The 14,739-nt window shown below is 69.6% G+C and carries 13 protein-coding genes; 10 read left to right on the top strand and 3 right to left on the bottom strand.

The window, feature by feature from the left end; genetic code table 11:
* The first annotated feature begins 90 nt into the window (after positions 1-90).
* From ACQP0P_RS35040 to ACQP0P_RS35020, 5 genes are all read left to right on the top strand, one after another.
* Positions 91-1,080: a hypothetical protein gene (locus ACQP0P_RS35040; protein WP_433363412.1), complete on the top strand. Its 990-nt coding sequence runs from the start codon at positions 91-93 to the stop codon at positions 1,078-1,080.
* Between the two features lie 231 nt (positions 1,081-1,311).
* A complete protein-coding gene (gene ftsH, locus ACQP0P_RS35035) occupies positions 1,312-3,318 on the top strand; it encodes an ATP-dependent zinc metalloprotease FtsH (RefSeq protein WP_433363409.1) in 2,007 nt (668 codons plus the stop codon).
* 113 nt (positions 3,319-3,431) lie between these two features.
* The gene (locus ACQP0P_RS35030; RefSeq protein ID WP_355566103.1) at positions 3,432-4,025 is read left to right on the top strand and encodes a Maf family protein; all 594 of its coding nucleotides are present in this window, start codon (positions 3,432-3,434) and stop codon (positions 4,023-4,025) included.
* 90 nt (positions 4,026-4,115) lie between these two features.
* Positions 4,116-4,889 carry an EI24 domain-containing protein gene (locus ACQP0P_RS35025; protein WP_433363406.1) on the top strand — a complete coding sequence of 258 codons (774 nt, stop codon included), beginning with the start codon at positions 4,116-4,118 and terminating at the stop codon, positions 4,887-4,889.
* 187 nt (positions 4,890-5,076) lie between these two features.
* Complete coding sequence (locus ACQP0P_RS35020; RefSeq protein ID WP_433363403.1) at positions 5,077-6,258, top strand: DUF4192 domain-containing protein; 1,182 nt, start codon at positions 5,077-5,079, stop codon at positions 6,256-6,258.
* On the opposite strand, the gene ACQP0P_RS35015 is transcribed toward ACQP0P_RS35020, so the two are convergent.
* Positions 6,225-6,563 carry a hypothetical protein gene (locus tag ACQP0P_RS35015; protein ID WP_433363400.1) on the bottom strand — a complete coding sequence of 113 codons (339 nt, stop codon included), beginning with the start codon at positions 6,561-6,563 and terminating at the stop codon, positions 6,225-6,227. The genes ACQP0P_RS35020 and ACQP0P_RS35015 overlap by 34 nt on opposite strands.
* Before the next feature lie 193 nt (positions 6,564-6,756).
* Here ACQP0P_RS35015 and ACQP0P_RS35010 point away from each other — a divergent pair, with 193 nt between their 5' ends.
* Entirely contained in the window at positions 6,757-7,350 is a 594-nt protein-coding gene (locus ACQP0P_RS35010) for a DUF1707 and DUF4870 domain-containing protein (protein ID WP_433363397.1), read from the top strand.
* A 21-nt stretch (positions 7,351-7,371) separates the two neighbouring features.
* Here the strand turns inward: ACQP0P_RS35010 and ACQP0P_RS35005 are convergent, their stop codons facing one another.
* Together ACQP0P_RS35005 and ACQP0P_RS35000 are read right to left on the bottom strand one after the other, a co-directional pair.
* On the bottom strand, positions 7,372-8,895 hold the full coding sequence (locus ACQP0P_RS35005; protein ID WP_433363394.1) for an ATP-dependent DNA ligase: 1,524 nt from the start codon (positions 8,893-8,895) through the stop codon (positions 7,372-7,374).
* Between the two features lie 217 nt (positions 8,896-9,112).
* The gene (locus ACQP0P_RS35000) at positions 9,113-9,487 is read right to left on the bottom strand and encodes an FKBP-type peptidyl-prolyl cis-trans isomerase (RefSeq protein ID WP_343980220.1); all 375 of its coding nucleotides are present in this window, start codon (positions 9,485-9,487) and stop codon (positions 9,113-9,115) included.
* A gap of 612 nt (positions 9,488-10,099) precedes the next feature.
* On the opposite strand from ACQP0P_RS35000, the gene ACQP0P_RS34995 reads away from it, so the two are divergent.
* From ACQP0P_RS34995 to ACQP0P_RS34980, 4 genes are all read left to right on the top strand, one after another.
* Positions 10,100-11,401: an ABC transporter substrate-binding protein gene (locus ACQP0P_RS34995; protein WP_433363390.1), complete on the top strand. Its 1,302-nt coding sequence runs from the start codon at positions 10,100-10,102 to the stop codon at positions 11,399-11,401.
* A 102-nt stretch (positions 11,402-11,503) separates the two neighbouring features.
* Complete coding sequence (locus ACQP0P_RS34990; RefSeq protein ID WP_433363387.1) at positions 11,504-12,475, top strand: carbohydrate ABC transporter permease; 972 nt, start codon at positions 11,504-11,506, stop codon at positions 12,473-12,475.
* The gene (locus ACQP0P_RS34985; protein WP_433363384.1) at positions 12,472-13,323 is read left to right on the top strand and encodes a carbohydrate ABC transporter permease; all 852 of its coding nucleotides are present in this window, start codon (positions 12,472-12,474) and stop codon (positions 13,321-13,323) included. Before ACQP0P_RS34990 ends, ACQP0P_RS34985 begins: the two co-directional genes overlap by 4 nt.
* A complete protein-coding gene (locus tag ACQP0P_RS34980; RefSeq protein ID WP_433363381.1) occupies positions 13,320-14,738 on the top strand; it encodes a GH1 family beta-glucosidase in 1,419 nt (472 codons plus the stop codon). Before ACQP0P_RS34985 ends, ACQP0P_RS34980 begins: the two co-directional genes overlap by 4 nt.
* Position 14,739: the final 1 nt, after the last annotated feature.

Here is a 14,739-nt window from a genome sequence, read left to right as displayed (position 1 = left end):
CGCCGGATGGACAGGTGTGGAAGGTACTCGTTCCCGAAGTGTGATGGGGATCCCGCACGGGAAAACCGGATTTGTCGTACGCTCCCGATCGTGCTCGATGGGTTGGGTGGGACTCAGGGGACCCGGGAGACGGGTTCCGCGCCGACATATGTGACCGCCGAGGCGGAGACGTCGGAGTTGCCGAAAATCGTGGTGGAGAGCCCCCCGAAACCATCGGACTCACCGGTGAAGCGGTCCCGCATCGGCGACCTGCCGATGCGAGTGATCTACCGCATCCTGGCCGTGGGCGTCGCGCTGGTCCTGGCCGCCGTCGCGGCCGTGGTCGGTTTCGTCTCCTCGGGCTCCTCAGATCAACCGGGCGGGGGAAAGACGGGGCAGATCGCCGCGCCATCTGCCGCGCCACCCTCGCCCGGTCCAGGATCGCCGGGGCCGTCCGCCTCGGCGTCGGAGCAGGCGTCCCCGTCGGAGAGTCCTGCCGAGACGGCCGCTCCGTCCCCCTCGCCCGAGGCCGGGGGAGCGGCCCCCGACCGCAGCGCCGTCATCGCGGCCCTCACCGACCCCCGGGTGCCCGAACTGCCGCGTGACAAGCGGCTCGGCCGGCTCCCCGGCAAGGCGTACAAGAGCAAGCGCCGCATCGAGGACGACAGGTCGGGGGTGTCGCTGATCCGTTTCGGCAAGCCCTGGAAGGTCTTCGGCGCGTCGCCGTTCTCCACCAAGCAGGTGCTGCCGAAGGTGAAGGGGACCGCCCACCGGGCGATGCTCGTGAGCTGTCCGGTGCCGATCCTGGTGCAGCGGGAGGCGAAGGACACCGCACTGCTGGCGGCCCGGTGGACACTCAACCACCACCCCAAGGGCAGCAGGATCGCCTGGGTCGCCTCGCAGCCGATCAAGGACGGCTGGCTGCTCGCCTACCGGGTGAAGTACAAGGTCAAGAGCAAGACACGCTCCTCCATGGCCGCCCTCGCCGTGGTCGAGGCTCCCGGCGCCAAGCCCGCGATGCTCTTCGTGACGATCCCCGACACCCAGAGCAAGCGCTGGCGCGACATCAACACCGCGGTCTCCTCCCTCAGATTGAAGTAAGCCCCATCTGGGCAGGAATCGCCATATCTATGTGATCTGGTGAAACTCGGGGGAATTTCACGGCAGGCCGCTCCATCGCCACCCGCGCGACGACCTCCCGCACGCTCGCCGGGCGCGAGGTTCCGGGCTCGGGGCGCGGGCGAAGGACGGTCTCGGTTCGAGAGCCCGGACTGAGCCGGGTGTCCTGGGCATCCGTCCAGGCAGGCTCCCCCAGCCGTCGAGGGGGAAGTCTTGAAGCGACCGGCGTCTCAGGAGCGCAAGGGGTCTGACCAGGACACGGCCGACAAGCAGCGCGGATCCAAGCCCTGGCGGTCCGAGGGCCTGCCCGACGGGCCGCCCGCCCCGCAGCGCCCGAGGATCAACTGGGTGCGTTTCCTGGTGACCATGCTCATCGTCTACGCGGGTTTCTTCATCGTCTCCTCGTTCTTCGGCGAGGTCACCGAGCCGATCTCCTACACCCGGTTCACCGATCAGGTGCGGGCGGGGAACGTCAAGGACGTCTACGCCACGGGTACCTCGATCCAGGGCACCCTCAAAAAACCCGTCCGCGACCCCGACAGCGGCAACACCGAGTACGACAAGTTCTCCACCGAGATACCGGTCTTCGCCGACCAGGCCGCCCTCTACCGGCAGCTCACCGCGACGGGCGTGAACATCAAGGCCGAGCCTGTCGGCGGCCGGAGTTTCCTGTCCAACCTGCTGCTCTCCCTGCTGCCGGTCCTGCTGCTGGCGGGCCTGTGGATCTGGTTCATCCGGCGCTCGGCGGCCGCGATGGGCGAAGGGCTGGGCGGTCTCGGCGGGCTCGGTGGCCTCGGCAGGTCGAAGGCCGCCAAGCCGGTGGAACCGGCCAAGGTCCGGGTCGACTTCGACGACGTCGCGGGCATCGACGAGGTCGAGAACGAGGTGGCCGAGGTGGTCGACTACCTCAAGGACCCCGACAAGTACCGGAGGCTGGGGGCGAAGCTGCCCAAGGGGGTGCTGCTCACCGGGCCGCCGGGAACCGGCAAGACACTTCTCGCCCGCGCCGTGGCGGGCGAGGCGGACGTGCCCTTCTTCTCGGCGAGCGCCTCGGAGTTCATCGAGATGATCGTGGGGGTCGGCGCCTCGCGGGTACGCGAGCTGTTCGACGAGGCTCGCAAGGTCGCACCGTCGATCATCTTCATCGACGAGATCGACGCGATCGGCAGGGTCCGCGGCGGCAGCACCATCGGTGGCCACGACGAGCGCGAGCAGACTCTCAACCAGATCCTCACCGAGATGGACGGCTTCACCGGTTCCGAGGGCGTCATCGTGATCGCCGCCTCCAACCGGGCGGAGGTCCTCGACCCGGCGCTGCTCCGTCCTGGCCGGTTCGACCGTACCGTCGTGGTGTCGGTGCCGGATGTCGAGGGGCGGCTGGCGATCCTCCGGGTCCACAGCAGGGGCGTGCCGCTCGCCGACGACGTGGACCTGGAGCGACTGGCCAGAACCACCCCCGGCATGACGGGTGCCGACCTGGCCAACCTGGTCAACGAGGCGGCGCTGCTCGCCGCCAAGCGCGGCCACGACAAGGTGCGCGCCGCCGACTTCGCCGACGCGCTGGAGAAGATCCTGCTCGGTGCGGCCCGCGCCGTCGTGATCCCGCAGGACGAGCGCAGACGCACCGCCTACCACGAGGCCGGCCACGCGCTCCTCGGTATGCTCCAGCCCGGCGCCGACCCGGTCAGGAAGGTGTCGATCATCCCGCGTGGGCGGGCGCTCGGTGTCACGCTCTCCACGCCCGACACCGACAAGTACGCCTACGACGAGAAATACCTGCGCGGCCGGATCGTCGGTGCCCTCGGAGGCATGGCGGCGGAGCAGGTCGTCTACGGGGTGATCACCACCGGCTCGGAGAACGACCTGGAGCAGGTCACCGTGATCGCCCGCGGCATGGTCGGCCGCTGGGGCATGTCCTCCAGGATCGGCCCGCTGAGCGTGCTGCCCGGTGCCGCCGCCGGTCAGCCCGCCGCCGCCCCCGACACCCTCGCCGCGGTGGACCAGGAGGTCCGGCGCATCGTGGACGAGTGCTACGAGGTCGCCCTGGCGGTCCTGGAGGAGAACCGTGAGCGCCTGGACGGCATCGTCACGGCCCTGCTGGAGCACGAGACCCTCGGCGAGGCGGAGGCGTACGCCGCCGCGGGCCTTCCACCGGGCGCCGCCCCCGAACTTCCCCCTTCGGGACCGCCCCCGCAACTCCCGCCCTCGCCCCACGCCTGACCCGCGAGCCGCCGCCCGGGCACGCTGCCCGCGGCCTTTGACCGGACGCCCGGCCCGCGGAGGCCTCCGCCCGCGGCGAGGGGACGGCGGGAGCCGCGCTAGGCTCGATCGGCGTGACCCAGATCGTTCTCGCCTCCGCATCCCCTGCCCGCCTCGCCCTGCTCCGAAGCGCCGGACTCGATCCAGGAGTGATCGTCAGCGGTGTGGACGAGGAGGCCGTCACCGCCGACAGCCCGAGCGAACTCTGCCTCGCGCTGGCCCGCGCGAAGGCGGCTGTGGTGGCCGAGGGCCTGACCGACGGTCTGGTCATCGGCTGCGACTCGGTGCTGGAACTCGACGGCCGGGCCTACGGCAAGCCGTCCTCTCCGGCGGAGGCGGTCGCCCGCTGGCGGGGCATGCGCGGCCGCGAGGGCCGTCTGCTCACCGGCCACTGCGTGATCGACGCCGCGGACGGGCGCGAGGTGGCGGAGGTGGGCGCGACGGTCGTGCGTTTCGGCACCGCCACCGACGACGAGATCGCCGCCTACGTCGCCACCGGCGAGCCTCTCCACGTGGCCGGGGCCTTCACCCTGGACGGCCGCGGCGGCTGGTTCGTCGACGGCATCGACGGCGACCACGGCAACGTCCTGGGCATCTCCCTGCCCCTGCTGCGTCGCCTCTTCGCGGCCCTCGGCGTCTCCGTGCCCGGCCTCTGGCCGCGCGCCTGACGTCCACGACCCGGCCCGCGTCCGCTCTCGCCCGTAGACGGGCCATGAGGAGCAGTCCCGGTTGACGTCCGGTCCCGATAATCTTCCGCCATGGGTCATTTCCGCTCCTTTCTGGACGGCATCGGGTTCTTCTTCCAGGGACTGCGCTGGGTCGCGCGATATCCGCGCTGGTGGTTGTTCGGGTTGATCCCGGCGCTGATCGCGTTCGTCCTCTACGCGGTCGGCCTCTACTTCCTCGGCAAGAACGCGCTGGACATCGCCGCGTGGGGCACGCCGTTCGCCGACGGATGGAGTGAGGCGGCGCGGACCGCACTGCGCGCGCTGGTCGGGCTGGCGCTCTTCGGCGCGGGGCTGGTCCTGGCCGTGGTGACCTTCACGGCGGTCACCCTCATCCTGGGCGACCCCTTCTACGAGAAGCTCTCCGAGAAGGTGGAGGAGACCTACGGGGAGGTGCCGACAGGGTACGAACTCCCGCTGTGGAAGTCGATACCCAGATCCATCCGGGACAGCCTGGTCACCCTCGGCTGGTTGTTGCTGTTCACGATCCCGCTGTTCTTCCTCGGCTTCGTGCCGGTGGTCGGGCAGACGGTGGTTCCGGTCCTGGGCGCCCTGGTCTCGGGTTTCTTCCTCACGATCGAGTTGACCGCACTGGCCCTGGAGCGCAGGGGACTGGCGCGCAAGAGCCGCTTCGGCCTGCTTCGCGCGAACAAGGCTCCCACGCTCGGCTTCGGGGTCCTGCTCTTCCTGCTCTTCCTCGTCCCGTTCGTCGCGATCATCGCGATGCCTCCCGCTGTGGCCGGTGCGGCCATCATGGTCCGCAACCGCCTGGCCCCGGCCCTTTTGTCGGCGGAGAGGACGGGTTGAGAGGCGCCTGAGGAAGCGCCGGCCGTCAGCGCGCCTCGCCCCGGGCGCCGGTGGTGAGGGGGACGGTCCGGTGGGTCTCCACGGGCCGGTGACCGGGATCAGCCCGGCTGTGGACGGCCGCACGTTCCGTCCACAGAAAGGAGTTCGGGCCGAAAGACACGGGAGCGGGTCCGGGAGGCTTCCGGCCATGACAACAGAGAGTCCGGACTCGCCCGAGTCCCTGTTTCCGCCGGTTTCCCAGCCCCGGCTCCTGCTCGGCTCCACCGAAGACGTCCTGGGCGCGGTCCCCTACCTGCTGGGGTTCCATCCCGCGGAGAGCCTGGTCGTCATCGGCCTCACGGGCGGTCTGCCCAGGAGCAGGCTGCACCTCACCGTCCGGTGGGACCTTCCCCTGGCGTCCGGCGGTCTCGGCGACATCGTTCCGCTCTTCCGGAAGGAGGAGGTCACGCAGGTCGTCATGGTCGGCTACGGTCCAGGTCCGCTGGTGACCCCGGCCATCGACGAGGCCGGTGCACTGTTCCGCAGGGGCGGCCTCACCGTCGTCGACGCGCTCCGGGTGGAGGACGGCCGTTACTGGTCGTACGGCTGCCCACGGACCGACTGCTGTCCCGTCGAAGGCGTGCCGTACGAGAGGCGGGCCACCGTCGTCGCGGCCGAGGCGATCCTGCACGGACTGGTCGCGTTGCCGGACAGGCAGGCGCTGGAGCGCTCACTCGACCCGGTCACCGGGTCCGCGCGGGTGGCCATGCGTGAGGCGACGGGCCGCCTCACGGAGGAGTTGAGCGGCAGGCTCGCCGGATGTCGTGACGCCGACGGGCTCGCGGTGGAGTTCGTCGCGGAGGGGGTGACCAGGGTCCGCGAGGCGATCGCCACCTACGCCTCGGGCAGCCGGCTCGACGACGATCAGGCGGCCAGGCTGGGGTTGGACCTGGCGGTGATCAGGGTTCGCGACGAGGCGTGGGCGCTGGTCACCGACGACGGTCATGACGCGCATCTCAAGCTCTGGCACGACCTCACCCGGAGGCTGGAGCCGAGGTTCGTGCCCCCGGCCGCCTCGCTGCTCGGCCTGGTCGCCTGGCGGCGGGGCGACTCCGCGCTGGCGGGCGTCGCCCTCACCCGGGCGCTTGAGGCCGATCCCGGCTACTCGATGGCTCACCTGCTCATGCACGCGATCCACCACCTGGTCCCGCCACACGCCCTCAACGACAGGATGCCCAGCCCCGAGGAACTGGACCAGGAGATGGGCAGCCCCAAGATGGCCTGGCTGCTCCCGATGGCCGCGTTGCTGGAAGAACCCGGTGGCCCCGCGCACGATGCGACCACCGGGTTCCCGGCTCAGCTCTCCGCGCGCTTCTGGCGCTCGTTGTAGGCCCTCATCCGGGGGGGATAGCCGGTCAGTTGCACGTCGTAGACGGGCAGGGCCAGGTCGCGGGCCACCTTGCGAATCACCGCGGGGGAGCCGACCCGGCGCCGGGTCCATTCGCCGTCGTCGGCGACGGCCACCGCCGTGGTGTCGGTCGCGAACGTCTCCGGCTCGACGTAGAACTCCACGCCCCGGCGTGACTTCGCGAAGGCGATGAGCGTCTCGATGTCGGCGTCGGTGGCATCGCGGTCGAACTTGGCGATTTTCGGCCCGCGCTTGCGCCTCAACCCATAGCGATCTCGCCATCTCATGTCTCTTTGTATACCTCTCCTGCTCGATCCACGGTGAAAGGCCAAGGGTCGGTTTCAGGGGCCTATAGGGGTTCATCCTGATATACGGGGCCGACAATCTGGACGAGCATTGAGGTCGAAGAGGCGACGAAAGGGTATCGGTCTCATGGCAGGCACAACGGCATCGGCGGGTCAGTGGCACGGGGGAGTGCCGGTGAGCGGCCCTGGGCCCGGTCACGCGGAGCTCCGGGTCAGCAACCAGGATCGTGACCGGGTGGTCGAGCACGTCCAGGCCGCCTATGCGGAGGGAAGGCTCGACAAAGTCGAGTTCGACGACAGGCTGGAGCGGGCGATGACGGCCCGCGTGCACGGCGACCTCATGCCGATCATGAACGAGCTGTACGGTACGCAGCCGGTCCGGCCCGCGTTCCAGCCGCCGGTCACGCCCCAGGCGGCGTACGGCCACCACGGGCACCTCGGCAGGCGGGGGGGCGACACCGGAGCGGAGCGTCTGGGCGCGGCGGCGGCGCACATGCTCCCGCTGGTCGGCCTGCCCATCCTCGGTCCGCTGGTCATGATGCTCACCGCGGGCAGGACCTCGCCCTACATCCGCGCACACGCGGTGGAGGCTCTCAACTTCCAGCTGACGCTGATCGCGGCCACCATCGTGCTGGCGATCACGGTGGTGGGCGTCATCCTGACGCCGCTGCTCTGGATCGGCGGCGTGGTGCTGTCCGTCATCGGCGGCGTCGCGGCGATGGGCGATGGAGACTTCCGCTACCCCCTCACGCTGCGCCTCGTGAAGTGACCCGGTAAAGGCCGGAAGGCGTCAGAGCATGAGGGAACGGACCATGTCGACGGTGTCGGCCTGGTCCGCCGTCTTGTCGGGGCGGTAGCGGATGACCCTGGCGAAGCGCAGGGCCATGCCGCCGGGGTAGCGGCTCGACTGCTGCACGCCGTCGAAGGCGATCTCGACGACCAGCTCGGGGCGGACGGTGACCGTCCAGCCGTCGGTGGGGCCCTCGGCGATGCCGAGGAAGCGGTCGGTCTGCCAGGCGAGCAGCTCGTCGGTCAGGCCCTTGAAGGTCTTGCCGAGCATGACGAACCCGCCACGCGGGTCGCGGGCGCCCAGGTGCAGGTTGGAGAGCCTGCCCTCGCGGCGGCCATGGCCCCATTCGGCGGCCAGGACGACGAGGTCGAGCGTGTGCCGGGGCTTCACCTTGATCCAGCCGGCTCCGCGCCTTCCTGCGGCGTAGGGCGTCAGGAGCGATTTGACCACCACACCCTCGTGACCGCCTCTGATCGCGTCCTTGAAGAACGCCTCGCCGTCCGTGACGTCGCCGGTGACAAGACGCGGGGTCACCAGCTCGGGGGGCACGGCCGCGGTCAGGGCCGCGTGACGCTCCGCACCCGGCAGGTCGAGCAGGTCGGCGCCGTCGACCCGCAGCGCGTCGAAGAAGAAGACGCTCAAGGGGGTCTTCTCACGCGCTCGCGGCACGTCGGCGCGGCTGGACACGCGGCCGGAGGTGACCTGGAAGGGCTCGGGGCGGCCGTCGGGGCGCAGCGCGATGACCTCGCCGTCGAGAACCAGGTCGCTGGAGGGCAGGGCGCTCACCGCCTCGACCAGTTCGGGCACCTGGGTGGTGATGTCGTCGAGGGCGCGGGTGAAGACGGACACCCGGTCGCCGGAGCGATGTGCCTGCACCCTGACCCCGTCGAGCTTCCACTCGACGGCGACCGGGCCGCCGAGCTTGCCGAACGCGGTCGCGACGGAGGTGGCGCTCTGGGCCAGCATCGGCGACACCGGCCGGCAGACCTCCAGGTGAAAGGCGCGCAGCGCCTCGACCCCGCCCGTCAGGGCGGCGGCGCCGACGGCGGGAAGCCAGCCGCGAAGCGTCAGCGCCCGCCTGACCTCGGCGGCCGGCACCCCGGCCGCCTTCGCCACGGCCTCGATCATCACCCCTTCGAGCGCGCCCTGGCGCAGCTCGCCCCCGAGCAGGCGTGACAGGAAGACCTGTTCCTGGCGGGTGAGGGCGCCGAACAGCTCGGCGACGAGTGTCCTGCGTGTGCTCTGCGAGCCGGGACCGGCCAGGGACTTGACACGGTCGAGGAGGTCGTGGACCTCGCGCAGGGTGGCGGTGGCGGCCAGCCGGGGTTCGGGCGGATCCTGCAGGCTCGTCCAGCCCACGCCGACGTTGCGCTGCGGCAGCTCTCCGGAGAGGTAGGCGATGGCGATCTCCGCCTCGTCCGGCTCGACCCGGCCGAGTAGCTCCGCGAGATGCGCGGTCTTCGCCAGCCGGGCGGAGACGGCGGCCACGGCCGCCGAGGTGCGCGCGAGGTCGATCAACAACACAGTGGCCAGCCTAAGAGCTGTAAGCGACATTTCGGTGAGAGGGGGGCCTGTTTTTCACCGGAATCGCAGCGTGGGGGCCCTGTCGTTCACGATGGCGAGGAGCTGAATCGCCCTCCCTGAAAGCACGCGCGAAAGCGGGGTGGGCGGGCCGCCCTGTCACCGAAGTTCTTCGGTGACAGGGCGGCCCGCCCACCGGTGCTGTCCCGTCTCCCGGGCGTCAGCTCACGCCGAGCAGGTCCACGACGAAGATGAGCGTCTCGCCGGGCTTGATGCGGTTACCCGCACCGGCGTTGCCGTAGCCGAGGTGCGGCGGGATGGTGAGACGGCGACGGCCGCCGACCTTCATGCCCGCGACGCCCTGGTCCCAGCCCGCGATGACCCGGCCCCCGCCCAGCGGGAACTGGAAGGCGTCGCCGCGGTTCCACGACGCGTCGAACTCCTCGCCCGTCGAGAAGGCCACGCCGACGTAGTGCACGGTGACCTGGTGCCCCGGCTTGGCCTCCGGGCCGTCCCCTACGACGATGTCGACGATCTCCAGCTCCGAGGGCGGGGCGCCTTCCGGAAAGTCGATCTCCGGCTTCTCCAGTGCCACGTGGTTCTCCTTGGTTGGATACGCGCCGGTCGATTTCCGACCGGCCGGACGACTCTACGGGGTCCGGCGCCGCCACGAGAGCCACGGGGACGGGACGGCTCCCGCGTCGTCCTTCGGGAAAGGACCGTGGAGCGGGCGGGGAGACGAGGCGCACGGGATTCACCGCCGGAGTAACGGCGCGCGTGGGAATGGCGGGACGAGTCGTCGGGACCACCTGGTCCACCTGGTCCACAGTCGGAGGCATCCACGCCGCGGGTGGCCGGCGACGGGTGGAGCCCTGCCGAGAGTCACTGGGGAGCGCTCTCTGATTGAGAGAGTGACCCGGCTCGCGAGGAGTGTCAAGGGTGTGGAGCAGCATCGTGGAACATGATGGAAACGCGACCTTAATGTGACCTTTCGTTGTGGGAGCGCTCCATCCACTGCTAAATCTAACTCTTAAACATGTCTGACCTGGGAAAACGCCTCGAAGTCTGGGAGAGCGCTCTCCAAGAAAAGCCGACTTCGGGGCTCGGGCCGGCATTCGGGGGGCCGTTGACATGCAACCCCGTTGGTATCAATCTGCTCAGGGAGCGCTCTCTCCATGATCATTTATGAGGACCCAAGGAGGGTTCCATGCGTAAGTCACGCCACCGGTTCCTCGCCCCGATGGTCGCCGTCTCCGCCCTGGCCCTGGGCCTCACCGCCTGCGGCGGCGACAGCGGCGGTACCACCGCAGACGGTGGGGCGGCCTCCCAGCCGGCCGAGAAGATCAAGCTGACCGTCGGGCTGTTCAGCGACTTCCACTTCGCGCCGCTGTACGAGGAGTTCAAGAAGACCCACCCCAACGTGGAGATCGTGGAGCGCCGCGCGCAGTTCAACGACCACCACGCCAACCTCATCACGCAGCTCACCACCGGCGCGGGCGCGGCGGACGTGGTCGCGGTCGAGGGCGGCTACATCGGCACCTTCACCCCCGTGCCCGACAAGTTCCACAACCTCAAGGAATACGGTCTGGACTCGCGCCAGAGCGAGTACCTCGACTGGAAGTGGAAGCTGGGCGTCTCCAACGACGGTTCCTCGCTCATCGGGCTGGGCACCGACGTCGGCGGCCTGGCCATGTGCTACCGCCCCGACCTGTTCAAGAAGGCCGGCCTGCCCACCGACCGCGACGAGGTGTCGGCGCTCTGGCCGACGTGGGACGCCTACGTCGAGACGGGCAAGAAGTTCGTCGCGGCCAAGGTGGCGGGCGCCAAGTTCACCGACGGCCCCGGTGAGCACTTCCGCGCCATGGTCGAGCAGGCCCCCGTCGGCTTCTACGACGCCCAGTACAACATCGTCGCCGCCACCAACCCCGAAGTGCGCAAGGCGTTCGACACAGGCGTGAAGATGATCAACGACGGTCTCTCCGCCAACCTCGCTGCCTTCTCGCCGCCGTGGAACACCGGAATCGCCAAGGGCACCTTCGCCACCATGGTCTGCCCGGCCTGGAAGACCGGCACGATCAAGGACCAGAAGCCCGGTGAGGGCACCTGGGACATCGCCGCGGTGCCCGGTGGCGGCGGCAACCAGGGTGGCACCCACCTGGTGCTGCCCAAGCAGGGCAAGCACCCCAAGGAGGCAGCGGAGCTGATCAACCTGCTGACCAGCAAGGAGAGCCAGATCAAGCTCTTCAAGGAGGCCAGCGCGCTGCCCTCGCTGCCCGCCCTGTACGACGACCCGGCGGTGTCCGAGTACGTCAACCCGTACTTCGGCAACGCGCCGATCGGCAAGATCTTCACCGACGCCGCCAGGGCGCTCAAGCCACAGCCCGTCGGTCCCAAGGCCGGTGACGTGCTGAGGGCGATCGGCGACGGTCTCCAGCGGGTCGACCAGGGCAAGCAGAACCCCGAGGAGGCCTGGAAGCAGGCGCTTGAGGACGTCGGCAGGATCAAGTAACCGCCCCGTCGGCCGACTGGTCTCGCACCGGTCGGCCACCTGCTTGTCATCCGGACGAGCCGCACACCCGCCTTCCTCAGCGCATCATCGAAAGGAGCTGCCATGGCCACTCGGGCACCCGATCGCCTGGTGGCGGTCCCACCGGGCAAGCCGACGGGACCTCGCCGCCGCCTCCAGCGCCACCTGGTCCACCGGCTCGACGTCAAAGGCTCGCCGTACGCGTATGTGGCCCCGTTCTTCCTGCTGTTCTCCGCCTTCGGACTGTTCCCCCTGGCCTACACCGCCTGGGTGAGCCTGCACGAGTGGACGCTGCTCCGGGACGAGCAGCCCTTCGTCGGCCTGGAGAACTTCAGGACGCTGCTCGCCGACGACTACTTCTGGAACGCCACCTTCAGCACCCTGTCCATCGGGGTGCTGTCCACGGTTCCGCAGCTGCTGCTGGCCATCTGGCTGGCCCACCTGCTGAACCGGCCGCTGCGGGCGCAGACCTTCTTCCGCATCACGCTGCTGCTGCCCAACGTGACCAGCGTGGTCGCGGTGGTGGTCATCTTCAGCCAGCTCTTCGGCCGCGACTTCGGCATGATCAACTGGATGCTGTCGCTGTTCGGCGTCGAGGGTGTCGCCTGGAACGAGGGGGTGCTGACCTCCCACGCCGCCATCTCCGCCATGATCATGTGGCGCTGGACCGGCTACAACGCGCTGATCTTCCTGGCGGCCATGCAGGCCGTACCGCGCGAGCTGTACGAGGCGGCCACCATCGACGGCGCGAGCGACATGACCCAGCTCCGCAGGATCACCATCCCGATGATCAGGCCCACGATCGTCTTCGTCGTCGTCACCTCGACGATCGGCGCCATGCAGATCCTCGCCGAGCCACTGCTGTTCGGCACCTACCTCATCACCGGAGGGGTGGACCGGCAGTACCAGACGCTCTCGCTGTTCATCTACGAGAACTTCACCAAGCTCGACTTCGGCTACGCCTCGGCCATCTCCTGGATGATGTTCGTCTTCATCGTCCTGGTCGCCGGCGTCAACTACCTGATCACCCGCCGCGCGAAGGGAGGGTTGACGTGAGCGCCCGTACCGCCGTCTCCGGAGCCCGGCGCTCCACGGCCGCCCGCAGGCTCACCTATCTCACGCTGGCGGCGGTGGCGTTCTTCTCCATGCTGCCGCTCTACTACAGCATCGTGGTGGCCTCCCGCGACAACGCGGCCCTGGCCGACGTCCCACCGCCGCTGCTGCCCGGCGGCAACTTCTTCGCCAACGTCGCCCGCGTCTTCGACACCGTCCCCTTCGCCCTGGCGATGGTCAACTCCGTCCTGGTCTCCGGCTCCGTCGCGATCGCGGTGATGTTCTTCTCCACGCTGGCCGGGTTCGCCTTCGCCAAGCTGCGCTTCCGCGGCCGCAACGCCCTGCTCCTGCTCACCGTGGCGACCATGATGGTGCCGACCCAGCTCGGCATCATCCCGCTGTACATGCTGATGGTGAAGCTGGAGTGGACCGGCACCATGTACGCGCTGATCGTGCCCGCGCTCGTCAACGCGTTCGGCGTGTTCTTCATGACCCAGTACCTCTCCCGGGCGCTGCCGACCGAGTTGCTGGAGGCAGGCCGGGTCGACGGCTGCAGCACCTGGGGCCTGTTCTGGCACGTCGTGCTTCCGGCCGCACGCCCGGCGGCGGCGGTGCTGGGCATGCTCACCTTCATGTCGGTCTGGAACGACTACTTCTGGCCGCTGGTCGTGCTGACCCCGGAGGATCCGACGGTGCAGGTCGCCCTGTCCACGCTGGCCAGCGGATACGTCAACGACTACGTACTCGGCCTGGCGGGCACCACGCTCGGCACCCTGCCGCTGATGCTGGTGTTCGCTCTTCTCGGTAAACAGATCATCGGAGGAATAATGCAGGGAGCGGTGAAGGGATGACCGTCGTCGGCACTCGGGGGGCCACCCTTACGGAAGGGCGTGCGGACTTCCCCACCGGTTTCGTCTGGGGCGCGGCCACCGCGTCTTACCAGATCGAGGGGGCCGTGCGCCAGGACGGCCGCGAGCCCTCGATCTGGGACACCTTCTCGCGTACCCCGGGCAAGGTCGCCGGGGGCGACACCGGCGACGTGGCGTGCGACCACTACCTCCGTCACGCCGACGACGTCTCGCTGATGAGCGAGCTGGGCCTGGCGGCGTACCGGTTCTCGGTGGCCTGGCCCAGGGTCCAGCCGTACGGGAGCGGTCCTGTCAACGCGCGAGGCCTCGACTTCTACAGCCGCCTGGTGGACCGGCTGCTGGAGGCGGGCATCACGCCGTACGTCACCCTCTATCACTGGGATCTTCCGCAGGTGCTGGAGGACGCGGGGGGCTGGCCCGAGCGCGACACCGCCTACCGGTTCGCCGAGTACGCGGCGGCCGTGTACGCGCGGCTGGGGGATCGCGTCCACAACTGGACGACCATCAACGAGCCGTGGGTGGCGGCCTTCCTCGGTTACGGCAACGGGGTGCACGCGCCTGGCAGGACCGATCCCGCGGCGGCCTTCCGTGCGGCCCACCACATGCTGCTGGGACACGGGCTGGCGGCACGGGCGCTCCGCGAGGCGGGCGCGCGGGAGATCTCGCTGGTCCTCAACCTGTCGCCGGTGATCACTCCGGCCCAGGTGGCCGATCCGGGGGCCGCGCCCTCGGCGGCGGACGCGGAGGCGGTCGGCCGGATCGACACCCTGCTGACCAGGCAGTTCATCGACCCGGCGGTACGCGGGGAGTATCCCGCCGAGTTCCTCGACATCGTCGGGCGCAACGGTGGCGTCGACCACATCCGGGACGGCGACCTGGCGATCATCAACCAGCCGATCGACCTGCTGGGTATCAACTACTACAACCCATGCGTGGTGGAGTCGGGTCCCGGCCAGGCGGCCGACGCGGCGTGGCCGGGCAGCGAGGACATCAGGTTCTGCCCGGCGGACGGCGTGCCGGCCACCGCGATGGGCTGGCCGATCGTGCCGAACGGGCTCTCCCGCCTGCTGGTGCGGCTCTCCGACGACTACCCGGAGGTCGGCCTGATCATCACCGAGAACGGCGCGGCGTTCGACGACGTCGTGGAGGACGGCGGCGTCCACGACGCGCGCAGGACCGACTATCTGGACGGCCATCTGCGCGCCGTGCACGCCGCGATCGCGGACGGGGCGGACGTGCGTGGTTACCTGGTCTGGTCGCTGCTGGATAATTTCGAATGGGCCGAGGGGTACCGGCGGAGGTTCGGGATCGTACATGTCGACTTCGCCACCCAGCGGCGCCTGCTCAAGGACAGCGCGCTCTGGTATCGCGAGGTCATCGCGCGCAACGGACTGTAGG

The organism is Streptosporangium sp. CA-115845 (assembly GCF_050943795.1).
GTDB lineage: Bacteria > Actinomycetota > Actinomycetes > Streptosporangiales > Streptosporangiaceae > Streptosporangium.
This window is presented reverse-complemented; position numbering and strand designations above follow the sequence as displayed.